The organism is Arenibacter nanhaiticus (assembly GCF_900141935.1).
GTDB lineage: Bacteria > Bacteroidota > Bacteroidia > Flavobacteriales > Flavobacteriaceae > Arenibacter > Arenibacter nanhaiticus.
Map to the genome: position 1 here is coordinate 137,035 of NZ_FQYX01000003.1, position 20,075 is coordinate 157,109.

Annotated in this window: 11 protein-coding genes; all 11 read left to right on the forward strand. The window is 37.9% G+C overall.

Annotated elements, in window-relative coordinates:
- The first annotated feature begins 75 nt into the window (after positions 1-75).
- A complete protein-coding gene (locus tag BUA16_RS03035) occupies positions 76-1,083 on the forward strand; it encodes a LacI family DNA-binding transcriptional regulator (protein ID WP_072763164.1) in 1,008 nt (335 codons plus the stop codon).
- Between the two features lie 519 nt (positions 1,084-1,602).
- Positions 1,603-2,952, forward strand: a complete 1,350-nt coding sequence (fucP, locus tag BUA16_RS03040) for an L-fucose:H+ symporter permease (protein ID WP_245795509.1) — start codon at positions 1,603-1,605, stop codon at positions 2,950-2,952.
- Positions 2,953-2,986: 34 nt separating this feature from the next.
- Entirely contained in the window at positions 2,987-4,240 is a 1,254-nt protein-coding gene (locus BUA16_RS03045; RefSeq protein WP_072763166.1) for a DUF6786 family protein, read from the forward strand.
- Between the two features lie 11 nt (positions 4,241-4,251).
- Positions 4,252-6,453, forward strand: coding sequence for an alpha-L-fucosidase (locus BUA16_RS03050; protein ID WP_072763167.1), 2,202 nt, complete (start codon positions 4,252-4,254; stop codon positions 6,451-6,453).
- Between the two features lie 40 nt (positions 6,454-6,493).
- Positions 6,494-7,531 carry a glycoside hydrolase family protein gene (locus tag BUA16_RS03055; RefSeq protein WP_072763168.1) on the forward strand — a complete coding sequence of 346 codons (1,038 nt, stop codon included), beginning with the start codon at positions 6,494-6,496 and terminating at the stop codon, positions 7,529-7,531.
- Between the two features lie 42 nt (positions 7,532-7,573).
- Positions 7,574-10,192: a GH116 family glycosyl-hydrolase gene (locus tag BUA16_RS03060; protein ID WP_072763169.1), complete on the forward strand. Its 2,619-nt coding sequence runs from the start codon at positions 7,574-7,576 to the stop codon at positions 10,190-10,192.
- A gap of 9 nt (positions 10,193-10,201) precedes the next feature.
- Positions 10,202-11,131, forward strand: coding sequence for an alkaline phosphatase family protein (locus BUA16_RS03065; protein WP_245795510.1), 930 nt, complete (start codon positions 10,202-10,204; stop codon positions 11,129-11,131).
- A gap of 22 nt (positions 11,132-11,153) precedes the next feature.
- Complete coding sequence (locus tag BUA16_RS03070; protein ID WP_072763170.1) at positions 11,154-12,152, forward strand: family 43 glycosylhydrolase; 999 nt, start codon at positions 11,154-11,156, stop codon at positions 12,150-12,152.
- Between the two features lie 573 nt (positions 12,153-12,725).
- Positions 12,726-15,908: a SusC/RagA family TonB-linked outer membrane protein gene (locus tag BUA16_RS03075; protein WP_072763171.1), complete on the forward strand. Its 3,183-nt coding sequence runs from the start codon at positions 12,726-12,728 to the stop codon at positions 15,906-15,908.
- A gap of 11 nt (positions 15,909-15,919) precedes the next feature.
- Entirely contained in the window at positions 15,920-17,569 is a 1,650-nt protein-coding gene (locus tag BUA16_RS03080) for a RagB/SusD family nutrient uptake outer membrane protein (RefSeq protein ID WP_072763172.1), read from the forward strand.
- A gap of 529 nt (positions 17,570-18,098) precedes the next feature.
- Positions 18,099-20,069 (forward strand): glycoside hydrolase family 172 protein, encoded by a 1,971-nt coding sequence (locus BUA16_RS03085; RefSeq protein ID WP_072763173.1) that lies wholly within the window; start codon positions 18,099-18,101, stop codon positions 20,067-20,069.
- Positions 20,070-20,075 lie beyond the last annotated feature (6 nt).

Sequence of the window (20,075 nt, forward strand, 5' to 3'; positions counted from 1 at the left end):
TTTTTGGAATTAGGCTAAAATGGGAGATTATATCAGTAATATTGTCAGTATAACATGAATTAACGCATAATCCGAATGAAAAAAGTAAGTCTAGAAGATATTTCTAAGGAACTTGGAGTCTCTAAAACACTAGTGTCTTTTGTGATGAATGGAAGGGCTAAAGAGAAAAGAATTAGTGAAGAAATGACCGAAAAGGTTTTAGCTAAGGCTAAAGAAATGGGGTATAAGGCCAATTATTTAGCAAGAGCATTGCGTACTGGGAAATCTAATACCTTAGGACTTATTATGGCCGATATATCCAATGCCTTTTTTGCGAAACTCGCAAGAAGTATCGAAAATGAGGCGAATGAATTTGGGTATAATGTGATTTTTGGGAGTTCGGACGAAGATAGTGTGAAGTCTGGAAAATTAATTGAAGTCTTCAAGAATAAAAAAGTGGATGGCTTAATAATTTGTCCAGCAATGGATGATATTAAATATATAAAAAGACTTCAGAAAGAGAAATATCCTTATGTATTGGTCGATAGGTATTTTGCAGATGTTAAGTCTAATGTCGTAGTTGTAAATAATCAAATTGGATCCTATAAAATAGTCAATGATCAAATAAAACAAGGAAAAAAGAAAATTGCCATGGTTAACTTTAATGTAGGGTTAATTAATATGGATGATCGTTTTATTGGTTATAAGGAGGCTTTGGAGGCTAACGGATTACAATTGGATCAAAGTTTGGTTAAAAACGTTTCTTTTAAAGATATGGAGAAAGAGACCGAGCTTGCGATAGAGGAATTATTGGAGCAGCAGGAAACAATCGATACGATTTATTTTTCTAACAACCAATTGGCTTTTTTAGGATTGAAATATATAATTAAAAACAATAAATCAGTACTGGATAAAATCAGTATTTGCAGTTTCGATAGTTTTGCTGTGATGGATTTAATGGAAATCCCTATGGTGTACGGTACTCAACCTATACAAGAATTGGGAAAATATGCCGTAGATTTAATTATGAAACAAATAGAGTCAGATACTATAGAACCACAAGAAGTGGTGCTTCCAATTTCATATTCCAAAGAAATGATGTAATTTTTTTACGGAAAAAGGATGTTAAAAACATTCTTTTGGTTGCTTGGAGTTTTAAGTATTGTAAAAATATTGTAATTTAGCTAAATCGTTTAAGCATTTTGCGTGCGGGAGGTACTGTTCGTGAAAAATCCGATTATTTTGAATGCGGCGTAAAAAAAAACAAAGGTATCTATTTGGGCAGTCATTAAAATTAGGGGGTTACTTTTTGAAGGAATCCAAACCATGTTGTAAGGGGTAACTGCTTTTGTCTTTTTTTTGTCTCATAAAAGTGGAACTTTACTAGGGGTGATGGAGGAGTTGTAGGGATATGTAGTAGGGATGAAGAAGTAAAAGTGCATGTACAGGTGGCTGATTGGGTAGTAGGATTATTTCAGGAGTTTTTACAAAGCCAATCAAACATTCTATGTGTTTGTAGACAGCTCATATGGAAGCAGAAAGGATAATGGGAAAAATGTGATAGTAATAGAATTTGGATAACCGAGTATAAGTGGTACGTAAAAAAAAAACAAAACCAAACCTATGAAGAATACAATAATGCATGAGTCGCTTAAAAATCCTGCTGTAGGGAACGGGGTGACTAAAAAAGAGAAGGTTCCTGTTGTAGCCAAAAAGGTTGTGCTGCCTTTTATTTTGATTACCTCTTTGTTTGCCTTGTGGGGCTTTGCTAATGATATTACGAATCCCATGGTGTCGGCCTTCAAAAAAATACTGGAATTAGATAATTTTCAGGCTTCCTTAGTTCAGTTGGCCTTTTATGGCGGCTACGGAACCATGGCGCTTCCTGCTGCTATATTTATTAAAAAGTACTCCTATAAAAAAGGAGTGCTGTTGGGCCTTGGCCTATATGCCATAGGATCGTTGTTGTTTTATCCCGCAGCAGTGTATCAAGAGTATTATTATTTTTTAACAGCATTGTATATACTAACTTTTGGGTTGGCTTTTCTAGAAACTACTGCCAATCCATATATATTGGCTATGGGAGACCCGAGAACGGCCACCCAGCGTTTAAATTTGGCTCAAGCTTTTAATCCTATCGGGGCCTTGTCGGGATTGTTTGTGGCACAGACATTTGTGTTGGGAGCTTTGCAGTCAGACGATGTAGATTTTTCAATGCTGACTTCAGAGGCTAAAGCCGCTATTAAATCTGCAGATTTATTGGTGATCCGAGATCCTTATGTAGCCTTGGGATGCTTCGTGCTTATATTTTTTGCCGTGATAGCCTGTGCTAAAATGCCCGAAAATTCTGATAAAAACAATACTGCTGTTTGGGTGTCTATCAAGCGATTGTTTCGAAAGGAACGCTTTGTTGGCGGGGTCGTTGCTCAAACATTCTATGTGGGGGCTCAAATTATGTGCTGGACATATATCTATCAATATGCAGAAACGCTGGGAATAAACAATCAAACAGCGGTGTATTATGCCATGTCTTCCTTAGGGGTGTTTTTGATCGGTCGATGGTTGTGTACCTACTTGCTTAAATTTATCAATTCAGGAAAGCTATTAACGACGCTGTCCTTTGCAGCTATAATCTGTACGATGGGGACAATTTTTATCCATGGTGTTTGGGGGTTATATAGTTTGGTTGCCGTTTCCTTTTGTATGTCTCTGATGTTCCCGACAATTTATGGGATAGCCTTAGAGGGGTTAGGGGAAGATACCAAATATGGTTCTGCTTTTTTGGTCATGGCTATTGTCGGAGGGGCTATCATGCCTTCGCTTCAAGGGGTTATACTTGACCTAGGAGGGCCTGGATACGAAGATATACGGATTTTAGGAGTGCCAGAGGTGAACATCTCTTTTGTTTTGCCTTTGGTTTGCTTTATGGTAGTGGCAATTTATGGCTACAGGTCGATACAATATAAACGATAACAAGAGGTGTAGCTTACAACTAAAAAAATAAAAAATGAAAACAAATAAATACTGGTGCTGGCTCCTAATTCTGGGGATAACTGTGTTGGCATGTAAACCCAAAAAGCAGGAGGATACACAAAATAACAAGAAGGAAATGAGTTTTAAAAAAGGGAGTTTTGGATATGATAGGGAATTTTTAAAGGAACAGTACAAAGGGACTATTGTTTTGGAAAGCCAAGATAAAAAATCGAGTATTATCTTATCTCCAGAATTACAAGGACGTGTTATGACAAGCACCTTAAATGGAGCTGAAGGAATGAGTTTTGGATGGTTGAATTATGATTTAATTAGGTCAAAAGAAACCAAAGAACATTTTAATCCAACGGGGGGAGAAGAACGTTTTTGGTTGGGGCCTGAAGGCGGTCAATTTTCAATTTATTTTTCTAAAGATAAAAGTTTTGAATTTGAAAACTGGTATGTACCTGCTGCATTAGATACAGAGGAGTTTAAAGTAATTGGAAAAAATGAAACGAGCGTAGCATTTCAAAAAGAAATGAATTTGGTGAATTATACTGGTACAAAATTCAATATAGATGTACAACGTGAAATAACCATATTATCAAAAAAACAAATAAAGGAATCATTGCAACTGGAGTCTGATGATTTTTTATCTGTAGCATATGAAACTAAAAATATTGTAAAAAATATTGGTGATAAGGCTTGGAAAAAAGAATCCGGTTTGATTTCGATTTGGTTGTTGAGTATGATGACTCCTTCTCCTGAAGTAACCGTGGTAGCACCTATAAAAGTAGGTTCAGAAAGTGAGAAAGGGATAAAAGTAAATGATGATTATTTTGGCAAAGTTGCAGATGATAGATTAAAAAGCACTGAACAAAATGTATTTTTTAAAGCCGATGGTAAAAGTCGGGGAAAAATTGGGTTCTCACCGCTAAGGGCAACTGAATTTATAGGTAGTTATGATGCACAAAATAAGGTCTTAACAATTTTACAAATTCAGGAGCCAAAGGCTGAGGATAAGTATGTCAACTCTGCTTGGGAATTACAAGATGATCCTTATTCTGGCGATGTTTTGAATTCATATAATGACGGGCCTTTAGAGGATGGGTCTCAAATGGGACCCTTTTATGAATTGGAAAGCTCATCACCTGCCTTGGCATTAGTACCAGGGGAAAGTTATAATCATACACAGCGTATGTATCATTTTAAAAGTTCAAAAGAGGTATTGAATCAAATCTCAAAACAAATATTAAAGGTCTCAATTGACGAAATTGAAACTGTGTTTTAATTATATATATTATGAAAAGAAATTTTACAACCCTCTTATATGCTTTAATATCTTTAGTGGGGTATGCTCAAGGTCAGAGTACAATTAAAATTGAACCTGGAGATTCACATGAAGATATTATTGAAAAAGCAGCTTTAGTAGTTCCTACCGCCAATCAATATGCGTATAAAAAATTAGAATTTACGTGTTTTGTTCATTTTGGGGTCAACACTTTTACCCGCAAAGAATGGGGCGATGGATTTGAAGATCCTCAAGTTTTCAATCTCCAAAATTTAGATACAGACCAATGGTGTCGAACAGCTAAAGAAGCAGGGATGAAGTTGGTAATGTTTACAGCTAAACATCATGATGGTTTTGTTCTTTGGCAATCACGCTATACCAAACATGGTGTTATGTCCTCACCTTTTAAAGATGGCAAAGGTGATGTATTAAAAGAACTGGCAGCTTCTTGTGAAAAATACGGATTAAAGTTGGGGGTATATCTATCACCTGCCGATTTGTATCAAATAGAAAGCGAAAAAGGTCTATATGGAAATTTAAGCGAATACACCGATAGGGTTATTCCAAGACCTGTAGAAGGAAGACCGTTTAAAAATAAATCTACATTTAAGTTTAATGTAGATGACTATAATGAATACTTTCTTAATCAGCTTTTTGAATTGTTAACCGAATATGGACCTATCCACGAAGTGTGGTTTGATGGTGCTCATCCAAAACGTAAAGGAAATCAGAAATACAACTATTTGGCATGGAAGAAATTAATCCAAACATTAGCCCCCAATGCCGTAATCTTTGGTAAAGAAGACGTTCGTTGGTGTGGTAATGAGTCTGGAGCAACTCGTGAATCAGAATGGGATGTTGTTCCTTTTGATCAGGATCCTCATCACATGAATCTTTTTCCAGATTTGCACGGTGATATTGGAAGCAGAGAAAAATTAACAAATGCTAAATATTTACATTATTTACCGGCAGAGACAGACACTTCTATTAGAGAAGGATGGTTTTATCGAAATGAAGACGAACAAAAAGTACGTAGTGCAGATGATGTATTCGATATTTATGAGCGTTCTGTTGGTGGCAATGCTACTTTTCTATTGAATATACCTCCAAATAGAGAAGGGAAGTTTTCTGATGAAGATGTAAGTGTGCTTAAAGAAGTTGGTAAAAGAATTAGGGAAACCTATGACAATGATTTGTTGGTAGGAGCCAAAGGCGAAACTGCTATTCTTGATGCCAATGAAAACACCTATGTTTTAGGAGAAGAAGGTAAGGGGACTTATGTCATTACTTTGCCTCAAGCCATCACATTAAATCGTTTTCTGCTGCAAGAAGCTATTCAAACTCATGGGCAACGTATAGAAAAACATGCGTTGGATGCTTGGGTGAACAATAAATGGCAGCAGGTAGTTGAAGGAACTACAATAGGCTATAAAAGAATTTTGAGGTTTCCTGATGTGACTACCAATAAATTAAGAATAAGAATTTTGGAAGCTCGCTCAAAACCTTCCTTATCAAATGTTTCTGCACATTATTATACAGCACGCCCACCACAATTGGCAATTAGCCGTAATTTAAAGGGAGAGGTGACTATTGCCCCTAAAAAAAGCGATTTCGATTGGAAAACACATGGTATTGATGTTAATGAAAGTACTTCAAAAAATTTGGTTATTAGGTATACTACTGATGGTAAAATACCGAATGAGAAATCACCAATTTTTTCCGATTCATTTTTCTTGAAATCTGGAGAAGTAAAGGCCAAGGCATTTGAAAAGGAACAAACAGGAAGTTTGGCAGAAAGAGAGTTTGGCCTGGTTAAAAAGGATTGGATCGCAAAAGGCACAATTGCTAATGAAAAAAATAGCGCAGAGAAGGCTATTGATGCAGATGTAAAAACCTACTGGAATTCTGGAAATGGAGCGCCAGAATTAACCATCGATTTAAAAGAAACTAAAACGATTCGAGGTTTTATTTATACACCACCATTAAATTTTAAAGAAGGTCTTATAGAGAAAGGACTTATAAAAGTAAGTAAAAACGGAACTGCATGGAAAACAGTACAAACTTTTGATTTAGGAAACCTCATTAACGATCCTACAGCACGTAAGGTTCGTTTTGTAAAAAAAGCAAAGGCAAGATATGTTCAAATTATTTCCATTAGGGGAGCTGGAGGTAGTTCTTCGGCAAGCATTGCTGAAATTGATATTTTAGAATAGTAAGGTATTTAACAAGTAAATTTTTTTTAAAAAAATAATAATGAAACGATTGCACATAATTTTTGTAGGAAGCTTATTTTTTGGAATGCTATCCTGTGGTTCTAAAAATGAGGCAGAAATTACTTCTGATAAATCCGTTTTGGAGCGTGCTGAAATCCCTTACTTGAAAGGCGAGAGTCGTCAGATATTCGAACCAAAACCTTCAGAAGACTTTGATGAAAACAAGTGGTTTACCAATGACCATTGTTTTGTAGTCGATAAAGATGGAATGCTTCATTGGTTCGGAATAAATAATCCCTTTCCTCCCAAAGGAAAGGAATTGTATAGATACCATCCCTATCTAGGGCATTTAACTTCAGATAGTGCCACCGAAAATTGGAGGCGAGAACCATTTGCTATTAATGAAATAGAAGGAACTGAGTACATAGGTGCTCCGTTTGTAATTTGGCATGAAGAAACAGAACGTTGGGCCATGGTGGTAGAGCAATGGCGAGAAAAAAGGCAGCTAGAGGTGTATTGGTCTGATGATTTGGTGGATTGGGAAAACAATAAACAAGCTATTTTACCTAACAAATTATGGGTAGGTACCAGAGATCCGCATATAATGAAAGGGAATGATGGAAAGTATTGGATCCATGTCGTGGCAACCGGAAATAAAGGAGCTAAGCAGTCTCAGGTATTACGTATAAGAACCAAAGATTTTATCACTTTTGAAGACCCTGAAACCATTCTTGGTATCAATGATAATAACTGGGCAACCCTGATAGAATCGCCATTTCTTATAGAAAGAAACGGCTTATACTACCTTTTCTTTACCTATGCCCACAGACGGTATGCGGAAACAATTGTAGTGGTTTCAGAGGACCCAGACTATTTTGATTATGAGAAAAATACCTTGACCACTTTGTTTGGGCATGCAGCTGAAATAGTGAGCTATAAAGGGAAAGAGTACATTACTTCTTGCGGGCCTGAAGATGCCCAATATTTAAATAATCACGGTGTTACTATGGCAGAGCTGGGGTGGTTAAGACAACCTGAAAAGCCTAAAGAATCGAAGATAACACAAAAGAATAATTAATAACAAAAAATATAGCGCGAAATAGCTTAAGGAGTTTATTATATGAATAAGTCAAAAATTATAGTCTTTATTTTGTTTTTGGGATTACACTTAGTAAGTGCTCAATCAAAAAAACAAAACTTATCTCTGACAGGGGAACAAAAGTTAGAGTATATAGGTATGCCTGTCGGTGGGATTGCAGCCGGACAGGTATATTTAGGAGGAGATGGCCAATTGTGGTACTGGGATATATTTAATATTGCTAAAATAACGTCTGGAAATGAAGGTGGACATCGTTATTATTTAAATCCATTGGTACAGGAAAATAACTTTGAGAATGGATTTGGGATTACAATCAATAGCGAGGGATTTGAGTATAAAAGGCCGCTGAATAAGTCCGGGTTTTCCGATATAACTTTTCAAGGGGAATACCCGGTAGGAAAGGTTACTTACAGGGATCCACAATTACCGATAAAAGTGGAGCTAAATGCCTATACGCCATTTATTCCGACAGACGCCGATAATTCCGGGTTACCCGTGGTTGTTATGGAATATACGGTAACCAATGAGTCGAAAACCGAGATGGATGTTGCCTTAAGTGGCTGGTTGCAGAATACAGCGGCTTACTGGAGCGGCCAAAACCAAGTGTTAAAGGGGCAGCACCAGAATAGGATAATAAATAGGGGGAAATACACAAGATTGGTATGTGAGAATATTGATATGGAGTCTGATCAATACCCAGATGCCGGTAATATGAGTTTGACACTCCTTGGAGAAGGTATTGGAAATGCCGGTGCTATAAAGGATAAAGGAACACTAATATATGAGGTGTTAAAAGAAAACACCGACGCTACCTCGGCCATAGGAGAAAAACTAGTAGGTAGCGTATCTTCTAAGGTGCTTTTGAAACCTGGGGAGCAAAAGACATTTACCTTCCATTTAAGCTGGTACTTTCCCAATGTTCATCTATGGGATGGGGGACATCATTGGAACAATAAGGAAGATTTAAGACATTATTACAGTAGTCAATTTGAAGATGCGGCTGCGGTATCTGAATATTTGATGGAGAAGCCAGAACTTATAGAAAATACCAAAATTTGGAATAAAACATGGTATAATTCTAGTTTGCCCAAATGGTTCCTGGATAGAACATTTGTCAATGTAAGTACCTTGGCGACGACTGCTTCTGTTAGGTTTGACGATCTTAAGGATCGAAAAGAAAACGAGGGTAGGTTCTATACCTATGAAGGAGTTTATTTGGGAGAAGGGACTTGTACCCATGTATTTCATTACGAACAGGCCTTAGGACGTGTTTTTCCAGATTTAGCACAGCATTTGCGGGAACAAGTTGATTTGGGCTTGTCTTTTCAGGACAATGGAATTATATCCTATAGGGGAGAGTTTAGTGGCTTAGGGCGTCATGATGGTCGTGGTTTTGCCATCGATGGTCATGCAGGAACCGTAATGAGAATTTATAGGGAGCACCTTATGTCTTCTGACAGTGAGTTTTTGAAAAGAAACTGGAAAAAGATTAAAAAATCTATTCAGGTGATGATCGACCAGGATATGGAGAAGACCGGAAAAGCCGACGGTATTTTGGAAGGCCCACAATACAATACTTTAGATAGAACTTGGTATGGTAAAATAAGCTGGATTAGCAGTTTGTACGCAGCCTCCTTAAAGGCAGGAAAAGAAATGGCTTTAGAAATGGGAGACAAAAGCTTTGCTAAGACATGCGATAAAATAGCTAAAAGAAGTTTTAAAAATATCTCAAATGAATTGTTTAATGGAGAATATTTTATTCAAAAAAATGATCCCGATCACCCAGAGGCTCCCAATACCAATGTGGGGTGTCATATAGATCAATTATTGGGGCAGTACTGGAGTTCTCAATTAGATTTGGGACATATTGTAGATCCGGAAAAATCGAAAAAAGCCTTAGCCTCTATTCTTAAATATAATTTTGTAGACCATTACGGAGATTATCTTAAAAATGCGGATATCCCAGTAAAACGATATTATGCAGATAAGGACGAAGCAGGGGTAATTATGGCGACATTTCCAAAAGGCGGTACCGATATCGCCCCTGGGGTCATAGAAAATGAATGGGAGAAACTGGTTATCGGTTATTTTAGTGAAATATGGACCGGACAGGAACACCAGTTAGCCGCAACCCTTATTTCCGAAGGTATGGTAGCGGAAGGCCTAAAAGTAGAAAAGGCGCTCCACGACCGGTACACTAGTCAAAGAAGAAATCCATATAACGAAATAGAATACGGGAATCATTACACTAGGGCCATGAGTGGATATGCACCGTTTATAGCAGCTTCGGGCTTTACATATCACGGACCAAAGGGAATTATCGGTTTTGCACCGAAGATGAGCGCAGAAAACTTTAAATCGGCCTTTATTACCGCAGAGGGTTGGGGGAGTTTTAGTCAACAAATAGCAGCGTCTTCCCAAGAAGTAGCATTAATTTTGAATTACGGGAAAGTAAACCTGAGCCAATTGCAGCTCGAACTTCCTAAAGGGAAAAAGCTTTCCAAGCTTCAAATTACATTGAATGGGGAGCCTCTTGGAGTCGTTGAATCTAAATTGGAAGATACCAAATTAAACATTCGTACAGGCACCAGAACCCTGAAAAAAGGAGATGTTTTAAAAGCAATTTTAACCTTAAAGTAAGAAATTAGTATGATCAATAGATCTAGAATGGTTTTGGCAATACTCGGGGGTGTAGGGATATTATTTAATCTGTCTTGTTCCACTACCAAAAAGTTAATAGGAAATAAAGTAGAACCTATGGCCAAACACGTTATTTTGGTCGGGGCCGATGGGTTAGGCGCCTATGCTTTTGAAAAGGCCGAAATACCGAACCTGAGGAAAATGATGAGCGAAGGCGTATATTCTTTAAAAGCCAGAGCCGTATTGCCTTCTTCCAGTGCAGTGAATTGGGCCTCTATGATTATGGGATCGGGACCAGAACTACATGGGTTTACGGAATGGGGAAGTAAAACACCTGAGCTGCCCTCTGCCGTACTGGGAAAAAGCGGGCTATATCCAACTATTTTCAGTGTTATAGACCAACAAATGCCTGAGGCAAAAATGGGAGTATCCTATAGTTGGTCGGGAATAAGGTATCTTTTTGAAAAAAACTTGGTAGATCTTAATAGTAAAGGAGAAACAGAAGAAGAAACGATGCAGAAGGGGATTGATTTTATCATAGAAGAAAAACCGGCCTTTACCTTTATTCATTTGGATGAACCGGATCATACAGGGCATGCCATTGGGCACGATACCCCAGAATATTACAGTGCGGTAGCTCGTGTAGATAAGCTGGTAGGTAACCTTATAGAGGCTTTGGAAAAGGAAAACTTACTACAGGAGACCATTATTATTTTTACGGCAGATCATGGCGGGATAAACACTGGCCACGGGGGAAAGACCCTAGCGGAAACCCAGATCCCTTGGATTGCCTATGGCAAGAAGATATTGGGTAAAGGCGAACTAAAGAATACGATTGTGACATATGATACGGCAACTACTATTGCATATCTATTAGGGTTAAAAGTCCCAGAATCATGGCGTGGAAAGCCGGTAAAAGAAATTGTAAATCTTAATTAATAATACGAAACAAAGAAATTTTATGAAAAAAGTTATTTTGAAAATAACAGGAGCCTTAATGATTGCGGGTGGTGCGTTGGTGCCTATAGGATGCAAACAGCATGTTAAAGAGGTCGTAGAACCGGCAGAAGCCGCCATCAAGGTACAGACGCCAATAATTTCAGGGGAATGGGAACATATTTTTAACCCCAATGATACCCGATCGGAAATAGATACGACTTGGTACACCAATGACCACGCCTTTGCTAAAGGACCAGACGGGAAATGGCACGCTTACGGGATTATTGGTCATAAACCCATAAACCCTTGGACTGGGGAGAATAAACTGTTTCATATTTCTGCAGATAGTATCTCGCAATTAAAATGGGAGGACCACGATTATGCCCTTAAGGTAAAGCCGGGCGTGGAACGTGTGCTTTGGGCACCCCATATTTTTCAGGAAAACGGGAAAAATTATATGTTTTATAATATAGGAAATTTACAGGAAAAAGCGCCGTACTATGCCAGTTGGGGACAGTTGTGTTTGGCAGAATCCGATGATATGTTCAATTGGAAAAGACATGAATTGAATCCGTTGTTCAGTGATCCAGGCCATGCCAGAGACTCCTTTGTTTTTAAAGATAACGGCATGTATTACTTTTATTACACCCGTACCTTTAACGAAGTAGATATTCGTTCTTGTGTGGCGGTGCGTACCAGTCCAGACTTGAAACATTGGAGCGGCCCCAAAATTGTACATACACAGCCCTATCTAGCCGATTGGGCAGGGGATGCGGAAAGTCCCTTCATAGTGAAAAAAGATGGATTGTACTATCTATTCGTCTGCCGCGCACTTACCGATTATAATGAAACACACGTATATTGGTCTAAAGACCCTTTAAACTTTCCTATAGAGAACTTAGTCACCTCTCTACCTTTGCATGCCCCTGAGGTTATTAAAGTAAGTGAAGACGAATGGTATATTTCCAATACCGGTTGGGATAAGGAAGGACTGTATTTGGCTAAACTAGAATGGAAATAATCGATGGCCTTGCCCTAAGAAGTTAATGATCTATTTCTTCTTTGTGAACCTTCTTAAATTTGCAAACCCCCAGTGAAAGGTACACTTTTACCGGGGGTTTTTACATTGTTGAAAAGTGGTTTAATCTTAAAATACGACCAATAGGAGGTGTTGTATAAACGACCTATATAAGAACTCCTTGTCCCTTGTAAATCATTTGTTAGAACTTCTCTATACGCTTGTAAAGGTTGTTTTGTTAAGACTGCTTATAATTGTATCATACTTAAAAATTAAGTTTTTTTTAAGATAACTTTAAATTGAATTATAATTTCTTTATATTAGCTAAATCGAATTAGTCAAGCATTTGAAAACCGGATTGTACATTCAAGCATAAATTTTTTAAATTCAAGCTAAATCGAATTAGCAATCTGTAGTTGAAATATATTACAGGTGCAGTATAAATGAACAAGCGCATAGAAATTACTAATCGATAAAACCCCTTTGATATGAAGTAGTGTAATCAAAAAAATGAATCGACAAACTTAACCAGTTTGTGAAAACAAAAGACTATCAACCAATAATCAAATTTTAATTATGATGAAAAAACCTTGCTTACATGAGAGTTTACTTTTCATATGTAACAAAGCAATTAAAAAATCGGCTTATCTGGCGGTAATTGCATCCATGTGCAGTGTAAACGCACATGCAGAAAACAAGCTGCTTGAAAGCAGCCCAATATTCCTTAAGACTTATAATCTTGTTAACAATATCCAAAACGGAACTATTCGAGGAAAAATCACCGATGAAAACGGTTTGCCCTTGTCTGGTGCCAATGTTATGGTGTCTGGTACTAATATAGGTGTTGTTGCCGATTTTGACGGAAATTACAGTATAAAAGCCAATAAGGGCGATGTTTTGGAGTTTTCTTATTTGGGGATGAAGAAGAAATCTATTACTGTTGGAGAATCTAATACCCTCAATGTAGTTCTTGAAGAGGATAGCAATGCTTTAGATGAAGTAGTAGTAGTAGGTTTTGGAACAAAATCCAGAGCTACTTTGGCGGGCGCCGTAGAGGTGGTTACTGCCGAGGTATTGGAATCTAAAGCAGCACCAAATACCTTGTCGGCCATTCAGGGAGTAATTCCAGGGGTTACTATTACCAGATCTAGTGGTCAGCCAGGACGATCAGGTTTTAACATTAATGTTAGAGGAATATCCTCTGTGAATGGAGGAAATTCCCCCTTAATATTAATAGATGGTAACCCAAGTGAGGATTTGGATATTCTAAACCCTCATGATATCGAAAATATCTCCGTTCTTAAAGATGCTGCAGCTGCTATATATGGATCTAGGGCTGCAGGTGGAGTTATCTTGGTAACGACAAAATCTGGAAGACAAGGCAAACAAATTGTAAAGTTTTCGGCGAATACCGCTTTTTCAGAGCCGTTAAACAAAGTGCAATATCCAACCTTGTTGCAATACGCCAAGATGAACCAAGAGGCGGACATTGCTAACGGAACAGCTCCTTTTTGGGATGATGCAAGGATTCAAAAAATCATTGATGGTGCTCCGCCTGAAAGATTTGAAGGTTTTCCAGAGTTCCAATTCTATGAGGGGGTTGATATGTTCGAAGAATTATATGGAACCGGTTTTAGACAAGACTATAATTTAAGTGTTAGTGGTGGTTCTGAAAAAAACAACTACTATTTTTCCTTAGGCTACAATAAGGACGACGGAATGATCGATCAGGCTCCAGACCAGGCCGAAAGATTTAATATAAGGATGAATTATGATTACCAACTTTTGGATAACCTAAACTTGAATGCAAAATTGAGTTACGATAGGTTAAAAACTAAAGAGATCTATAATCTTGGGCGTTCGATAAGTGGATTATCGAATTATCCGCTTTTCTTTCCCGTAAAGACCCCCGAAGGAAATTGGTTTAGCCAATGGGGTTATGCCAACCCAATTGCTTTGGCAAGAGCAGGGGACCCGCGCGAAAGATGGACCAATAGAGTTTCTCCGAATTTAAAATTGGATTGGGATATTTTTGAAGACCTTACTTTTACTGCCCAGGCCGGGTTAACGTTCGAAACTTACGACTCTAGGTTGATTAAAAAGCAAATTCCTTATTATTTCTGGGATGATAAATTTGCTTATTACGAATATCAAACCGATCCAAGTAATGCCAATTACGCTTTTACTAAAACAAACCAAAGGAACTATTCGGTTTATTTACAGTACGACCATATTTTTAATGAGGATCATAATGTGAGTGCTATGGCAGGTGCTGTACATGAAGAATATGATTATGATTGGTTTAGTGCCTATAGGGATAATTTTATTTCTGATAAGCTATTTACTTTGAATTTAGGAAGTACGGATAATATGTCTAACTCTGGAGGAGGAAATCACTATGCCTTGGAATCGCTTATTTCGCGTATTGGGTATACCTATAAAAACAAATATATTTTTGAGGCAAACCTAAGATACGATGGATCTTCAAAATTTGCCGAAGCCCAACGCTGGAAGTTGTTTAAAGGGGCTTCTGTGGCATGGCGACTTTCTGAGGAAGGTTTTATTAATAACACGGGCTTGTTCGATAATTTAAAACTCCGAGCATCCTATGGTGAATTAGGGAACCAGGCAGGTATTGGCTTGTATGATTATGTGCAGAATATTAATATTGGAGGGCAATACCCATTTGGAGATGTGCAAAAAGCACAATCTGCTAGACTTGCCGGGATGGTGTCTACTTCTAGAACTTGGGAAACATTGATTTCAAGAAATCTAGGTTTAGATATGGCCGTTCTTGATAATAGGTTAGATCTTTCTTTTGATTATTACTACAAGACCAATAAGAATATGTTGTTAGGGGTAACCTTACCTTCTGTTTTGGGGGCTTCGCCACCGGCAGGTAATAATGGTGAGTTAGATTCTTGGGGCTGGGAGTTAAGTGCTGGTTGGAAGGATAACATTAAAGATTTTAATTACGGCGCAAGAGTGGTGCTGAGTAATAATGATAATAAGGTAGTGAACCTTGGAGGGTACGATAATTATGGGGTAGGGTATAATGGTGTTAGAGAAGGCTATAGAACCAACCTGTATTATGGGTATGAATTTGACGGTATAATACAGGATCAAGCAACCTTGGATGCTTATAAAACACTGGGTGGTGTACCTGGTAATATAGGTATTGGAGACGCAATGTACAAAGATGTAGATGGCAATGGAAGAATAGATGCGTATAGCGATGAACGAGAAAATGGAGACTTGGTCATTTTAGGAACCTCTGATCCACAGTATAGCTTTGGGATCAATTTAAATGCCGATTACAAAGGCTTTGATCTTAGCGCTTTCTTCCAAGGGGTTGGAAAACGTTCGGTATTTAGAGAAGGAACAGCACGAGTGCCCTTTCATCAGCCATGGTATCACCCAACCGCCTTATATTACAATAATACATGGGCTCCGGACCGTACCGATGCCAAATACCCTAGGCTATCGCATAGCAATATCAGATATTGGAATTATCAGCATTCCTCTAATAATGAGGAAAACGCAGCCTACATAAGATTGAAGAATGTTCAGTTGGGATACAGCTTGCCACAATCTTTGGTAGATGCAATGTCCTTTACAAAAGTTCGAGTATATTTTAGTGGGAACGATTTGTGGGATTACCACACTATGGGTGGCGGATATGATCCAGAGGATAATTCCTATGGGACGAACTATGCCTTTGCAAAAACGGTTTCATTTGGTATTGATATAACGTTTTAAAATTTAAAAAGATGAAGATAAAATATATACTAGTAATTCTAAGCTTGGCGATGGGACTGGCCTCCTGTACTAAAGAATTGGATCTATATCCTAAGGATCAAGTTTCTGATGGTTCTTTTTGGAATAGTCCAAAAGATTTTGAATTGGCTGCCAATGCATTTTATGGGACTTTTCCCAGTCACTTCTCACATAATGATAATAATGCAGAAACGACTTTTGGCTCTGGCCCAGACGCTGTTAGTAACGGTACCTACGTAGCACCTGATAATTCAGGACATTGGGATAATTCTTATGCCAGTATTCGAGGAATTAATTATTTATTGCTTAAGAGTGAAACTTATGAAAACCCCGAAGAAATTAAAACCTATGTAGGGGAAGCATATTTCTTTAGAGCGTGGCAGTATGCTGGCTTATTGACCGAGTTTGGTGGTGTTCCAGTTATTACGAAGGTGCTGGAAGTAGATAGTGAAGAACTAAACGCGCCTCGTAATTCCCGAGAAGAAGTAGCCGACTTAATAATACAAGATCTGCAAAAAGCTATAGAAATGTTGCCGAATGCCAGTGATATAGCTAGTAGGGATTTAGGGCGTATTTCTAAAGGAGCTGCACAGGCCTTTTTAAGTAGAATAGCCTTGTTTGAAGGTACTTGGGCAAAATATCACAATGGAGCAAAGGCTAATGAGCGCTTAACGATTGCTGTAGAAGCTGCGAAAGCGGTCATGGATAGTGGTGAGTATGGGCTATTTGACGACTTTGGTACGGAAGATAGTTATAGAAAACTGTTTGTAGAAGCTGGAGAGGATAGTAAAGAAGTGATTCTTTCTAGAAGGTATGTGAAAGATATTAACGGAACCCATAATCACACGCGTTGGTTAGAACAAAACATCATGAATCCGACCAGAAGCCTAGTGGACGATTATTTGTGTGCAGATGGTTTGCCTATTAGTGATTCTCCATTGTTTCAGGGGTACGATACCATGACTTCTGAATTTGAGGATAGAGACCCTAGAATGGAACAAACAGTTTTCAAGGTTGGAACAGAATATGCTTTTTATGACGGTACAAAGATTTTTGAAAAACCTTCCTTGGTAAGCCCCGTGACCCGTACGGGTTACAGTGTGTACAAATACTTGGCAGAATCTATTGAGTCCTGGAGCGGAAATAGCGTGTATGATAATATTTTGATTCGTTATGGAGAAGTATTGTTGAATTATGCCGAGGCTAAATTTGAATTGGATGGTTCCATTTCTGATGCCGATTTGGATATATCAATTAATAAATTACGGGATCGTGTTGGAATGATACACTTGACCAATACACATGTAGAAGCAAATGGATTAGATATGCGTACCGAAATCCGTAGAGAACGAAAAATAGAACTGGCTTGTGAAGGTTTCCGTTTTAACGATTTAATGCGTTGGAAAACGGCCGAAGTAGAAATGCCAAAGGCTATTAAAGGAATTAAATTTGTAGGGACCGAATACGAAACAGTATTTCCTGATCTATCACCTGGAGTGCATTTTCAAGTAGATGGGGAAGGGTTTATAGTGGCCGAACCAGCAGCAAACCGATCCTTTGATGCAACAAAGCATTATTTAAGACCGCTGCCTAAAAAACAGATCAATCTTAATCCTAATCTAGAACAAAATCCAAATTGGTAATAGGATGTTTATAGAATTTATACATGTTGAGTTAGTTTCATGTTGAGTAAAAATTATGTTTAGTTGGCATAATTTTTAAGGGGGCCTGCGGGCTCCCTTTTTTTATAGTAGAAAACCGGACTATTAATGTTTTATGAACACCACAGTTAAGGCTATTTTTAATTTAAGAGATGTTTAGTCTCCTCTCATATAATTGCAATCAAGACATTAGTTTACCATGGTTTTCATAGAAAGTTATTAAGGCATAGATAGTAATTTTGGTCTATGGGAATTTGTTTGTCAAATATTGATAGTGTTAGTTGTAATGTTAAAATTATGATTTGAATTTAAAATTCAGAATATTTTTTGTTAATTAGCTAATTCGATTGAGCAAATGTTTGGTAAATGGAATTGATAGGGTGTCTCTAAGTTGCCGGAAGTACTTGTTTCATAATAAACATACCTTAATAGTATTTTTGAAGATAAGAGGAAAAAAATAGATATGAGAAAAATTATCCTCACGAAATTGTTTGTGCTAATATGTTGTTCAATGATTGCACAAGATATTGATTCCAAACCAGAAGTTACCATAGTGTCTCTATTAAACGAAATGGGAGATAAGGATGAATTGGCAAAACTTCCTCAATATGCCTACAAAACGCTGCAAGCAAGTAGTTATTCACGTAAGTCGGTGTCAGAAAATAAAGAGGGTTGGTTTGATAATGCAGATGCTAGTCAGTTTATTCGTGAAGAGGTTAATGAAGGTCGCAAAGAGTATGTTTTAATGGACGTGGAGGGGCCAGGAGCTATTGTGAGGTTTTGGAGTACTTGGCATGCCCAAAAATTCTCTATGGGTACGCTACGGATATATTTTGATAATGCTTCAAGTCCACAGATTGAGGGAAGGATAGATGAGATTATTTCTTCAAATAAATATGTAGGGACCTCCCTGTCCCATAAAGTTGCGTCTTTTCAAGAGAACGGGGGTTGGTTTGAAGGGCATAACCTATATTTCCCCTTACCTTATGCCAAGCACTGTAAAGTAACTTATGAGAAAGCTGATGAAAGCGTAGATGATGTGCTTTATTATCAAATTAATTATAGACGGTATGCGCCAGAGGTATCGGTGGAGACTTACCAAAAAGGAGATTGGGAAACTGGTAGATTTCAGGAAAGCATTAGTGCTGCTTCTAAAAAACTGGTCCAACATAATCTTACCATCAACAATGGAAAGAAAAACTTTTTAAACGGGGTGGTCAAAGCAGGCGGATCGGTATCAATCCAGCTAAATGGAAATAAAGTAGTAAGGAAGATAACAGTAAAAATAAATGCTGCTCACATGGAACAAGCCTTGCGCTCAACGGTGATAGCTATGGAATTTGATGGAGAAAAAACTGTTTGGGTACCCATAGGGGATTTTTTTGGTACAGGGTACAAACTATCGCCCCATAGGACATGGATGAGTGAATTGAACAAGGATGGGGAAATGGGGTTGAATTTTCCGATGCCCTTCCAAAATTTAGCTAAAATTACCATACATAATTTTGGTAAACAGGAGGTTGAATTGGAAAATGTAGAAATAATTCATACACCATGGGAATGGGATTCAAGGAGCTTGTATTTTCATGCTAATTGGCGAAATTATCCGAATATAAGTACCTCGGAAAAAAAAGATATCAATTATATTGAAATTAAGGGAAAGGGTAAATATGTAGGAGACGCCTTGGTATTGTTCAACAATAGTTATGAATGGTGGGGAGAGGGTGACGAAAAGATCTATGTAGATGGTGAAACCTTCCCGTCGCATTTCGGTACCGGGACGGAAGATTATTATGGGTATGCCTGGTGTAGCGTAGTCGATTTTGAGGATCCTTTTATAGCGCAACCCATAGGGGATGGTAATAGGAGTCCAGGGCTCACGGTGAATAGCCGCTGGCGGTCCTTAGATGCTATTCCCTTTGACAAATCCCTAAAATTTGATATGGAGATTTGGCATTGGGCCGCTACCGAGATGGATTATGCTGCAACTACCTATTGGTATGGTACCAAGGATTCGGAAGCTGCTTTTAGAGAAGCTGTAAAATCGGTGCAATTACCTCTAAAGTTTTCCGATCGGTTTGAAGCGGAAGGTTTTGATATTCAGCAAATAAATGGAGGAGAGGTAATTACACAGGCTTTTCTTTCCTATGACTGGAGTGCTCGAAATCATTTGTTATGGAAAAATATTAAAAAGAATGATTCGCTAACATTGACCTTTTATTCAGAAAAGGAGCGAAAGGGGAAATTGACAATGGTGTTTACCAACGCTCCAGATTATGTGGTGGTTGATGTATCGCTGAACGGAAAAGTAATTTTTAAAGACTTAGACTTGTTCGCAGAGAAGGTTTCATTGCAAGAGTATTTGTCAGAGAATGAGGTGATACTGAAAGGAGAGAACTCTCTTGTACTTAAGGTAAAAGGAGGCGGAAGGAAAGGTGTTAAAGTAGATAAATTAGGTTTTGATTTTTTAAAAGTTGATTAAAATGAA

Bases quoted from the DNA above. Each gene is read 5' to 3' on its own strand.
- BUA16_RS03035 (WP_072763164.1), top strand. From the start codon at position 76: ATGAAAAAAGTAAGTCTAGAAGATATTTCTAAGGAACTTGGAGTCTCT.
- fucP (WP_245795509.1), top strand. From the start codon at position 1,603: ATGAAGAATACAATAATGCATGAGTCGCTTAAAAATCCTGCTGTAGGG.
- BUA16_RS03045 (WP_072763166.1), top strand. From the start codon at position 2,987: ATGAAAACAAATAAATACTGGTGCTGGCTCCTAATTCTGGGGATAACT.
- BUA16_RS03050 (WP_072763167.1), top strand. From the start codon at position 4,252: ATGAAAAGAAATTTTACAACCCTCTTATATGCTTTAATATCTTTAGTG.
- BUA16_RS03055 (WP_072763168.1), top strand. From the start codon at position 6,494: ATGAAACGATTGCACATAATTTTTGTAGGAAGCTTATTTTTTGGAATG.
- BUA16_RS03060 (WP_072763169.1), top strand. From the start codon at position 7,574: ATGAATAAGTCAAAAATTATAGTCTTTATTTTGTTTTTGGGATTACAC.
- BUA16_RS03065 (WP_245795510.1), top strand. From the start codon at position 10,202: ATGATCAATAGATCTAGAATGGTTTTGGCAATACTCGGGGGTGTAGGG.
- BUA16_RS03070 (WP_072763170.1), top strand. From the start codon at position 11,154: ATGAAAAAAGTTATTTTGAAAATAACAGGAGCCTTAATGATTGCGGGT.
- BUA16_RS03075 (WP_072763171.1), top strand. From the start codon at position 12,726: ATGATGAAAAAACCTTGCTTACATGAGAGTTTACTTTTCATATGTAAC.
- BUA16_RS03080 (WP_072763172.1), top strand. From the start codon at position 15,920: ATGAAGATAAAATATATACTAGTAATTCTAAGCTTGGCGATGGGACTG.
- BUA16_RS03085 (WP_072763173.1), top strand. From the start codon at position 18,099: ATGATTGCACAAGATATTGATTCCAAACCAGAAGTTACCATAGTGTCT.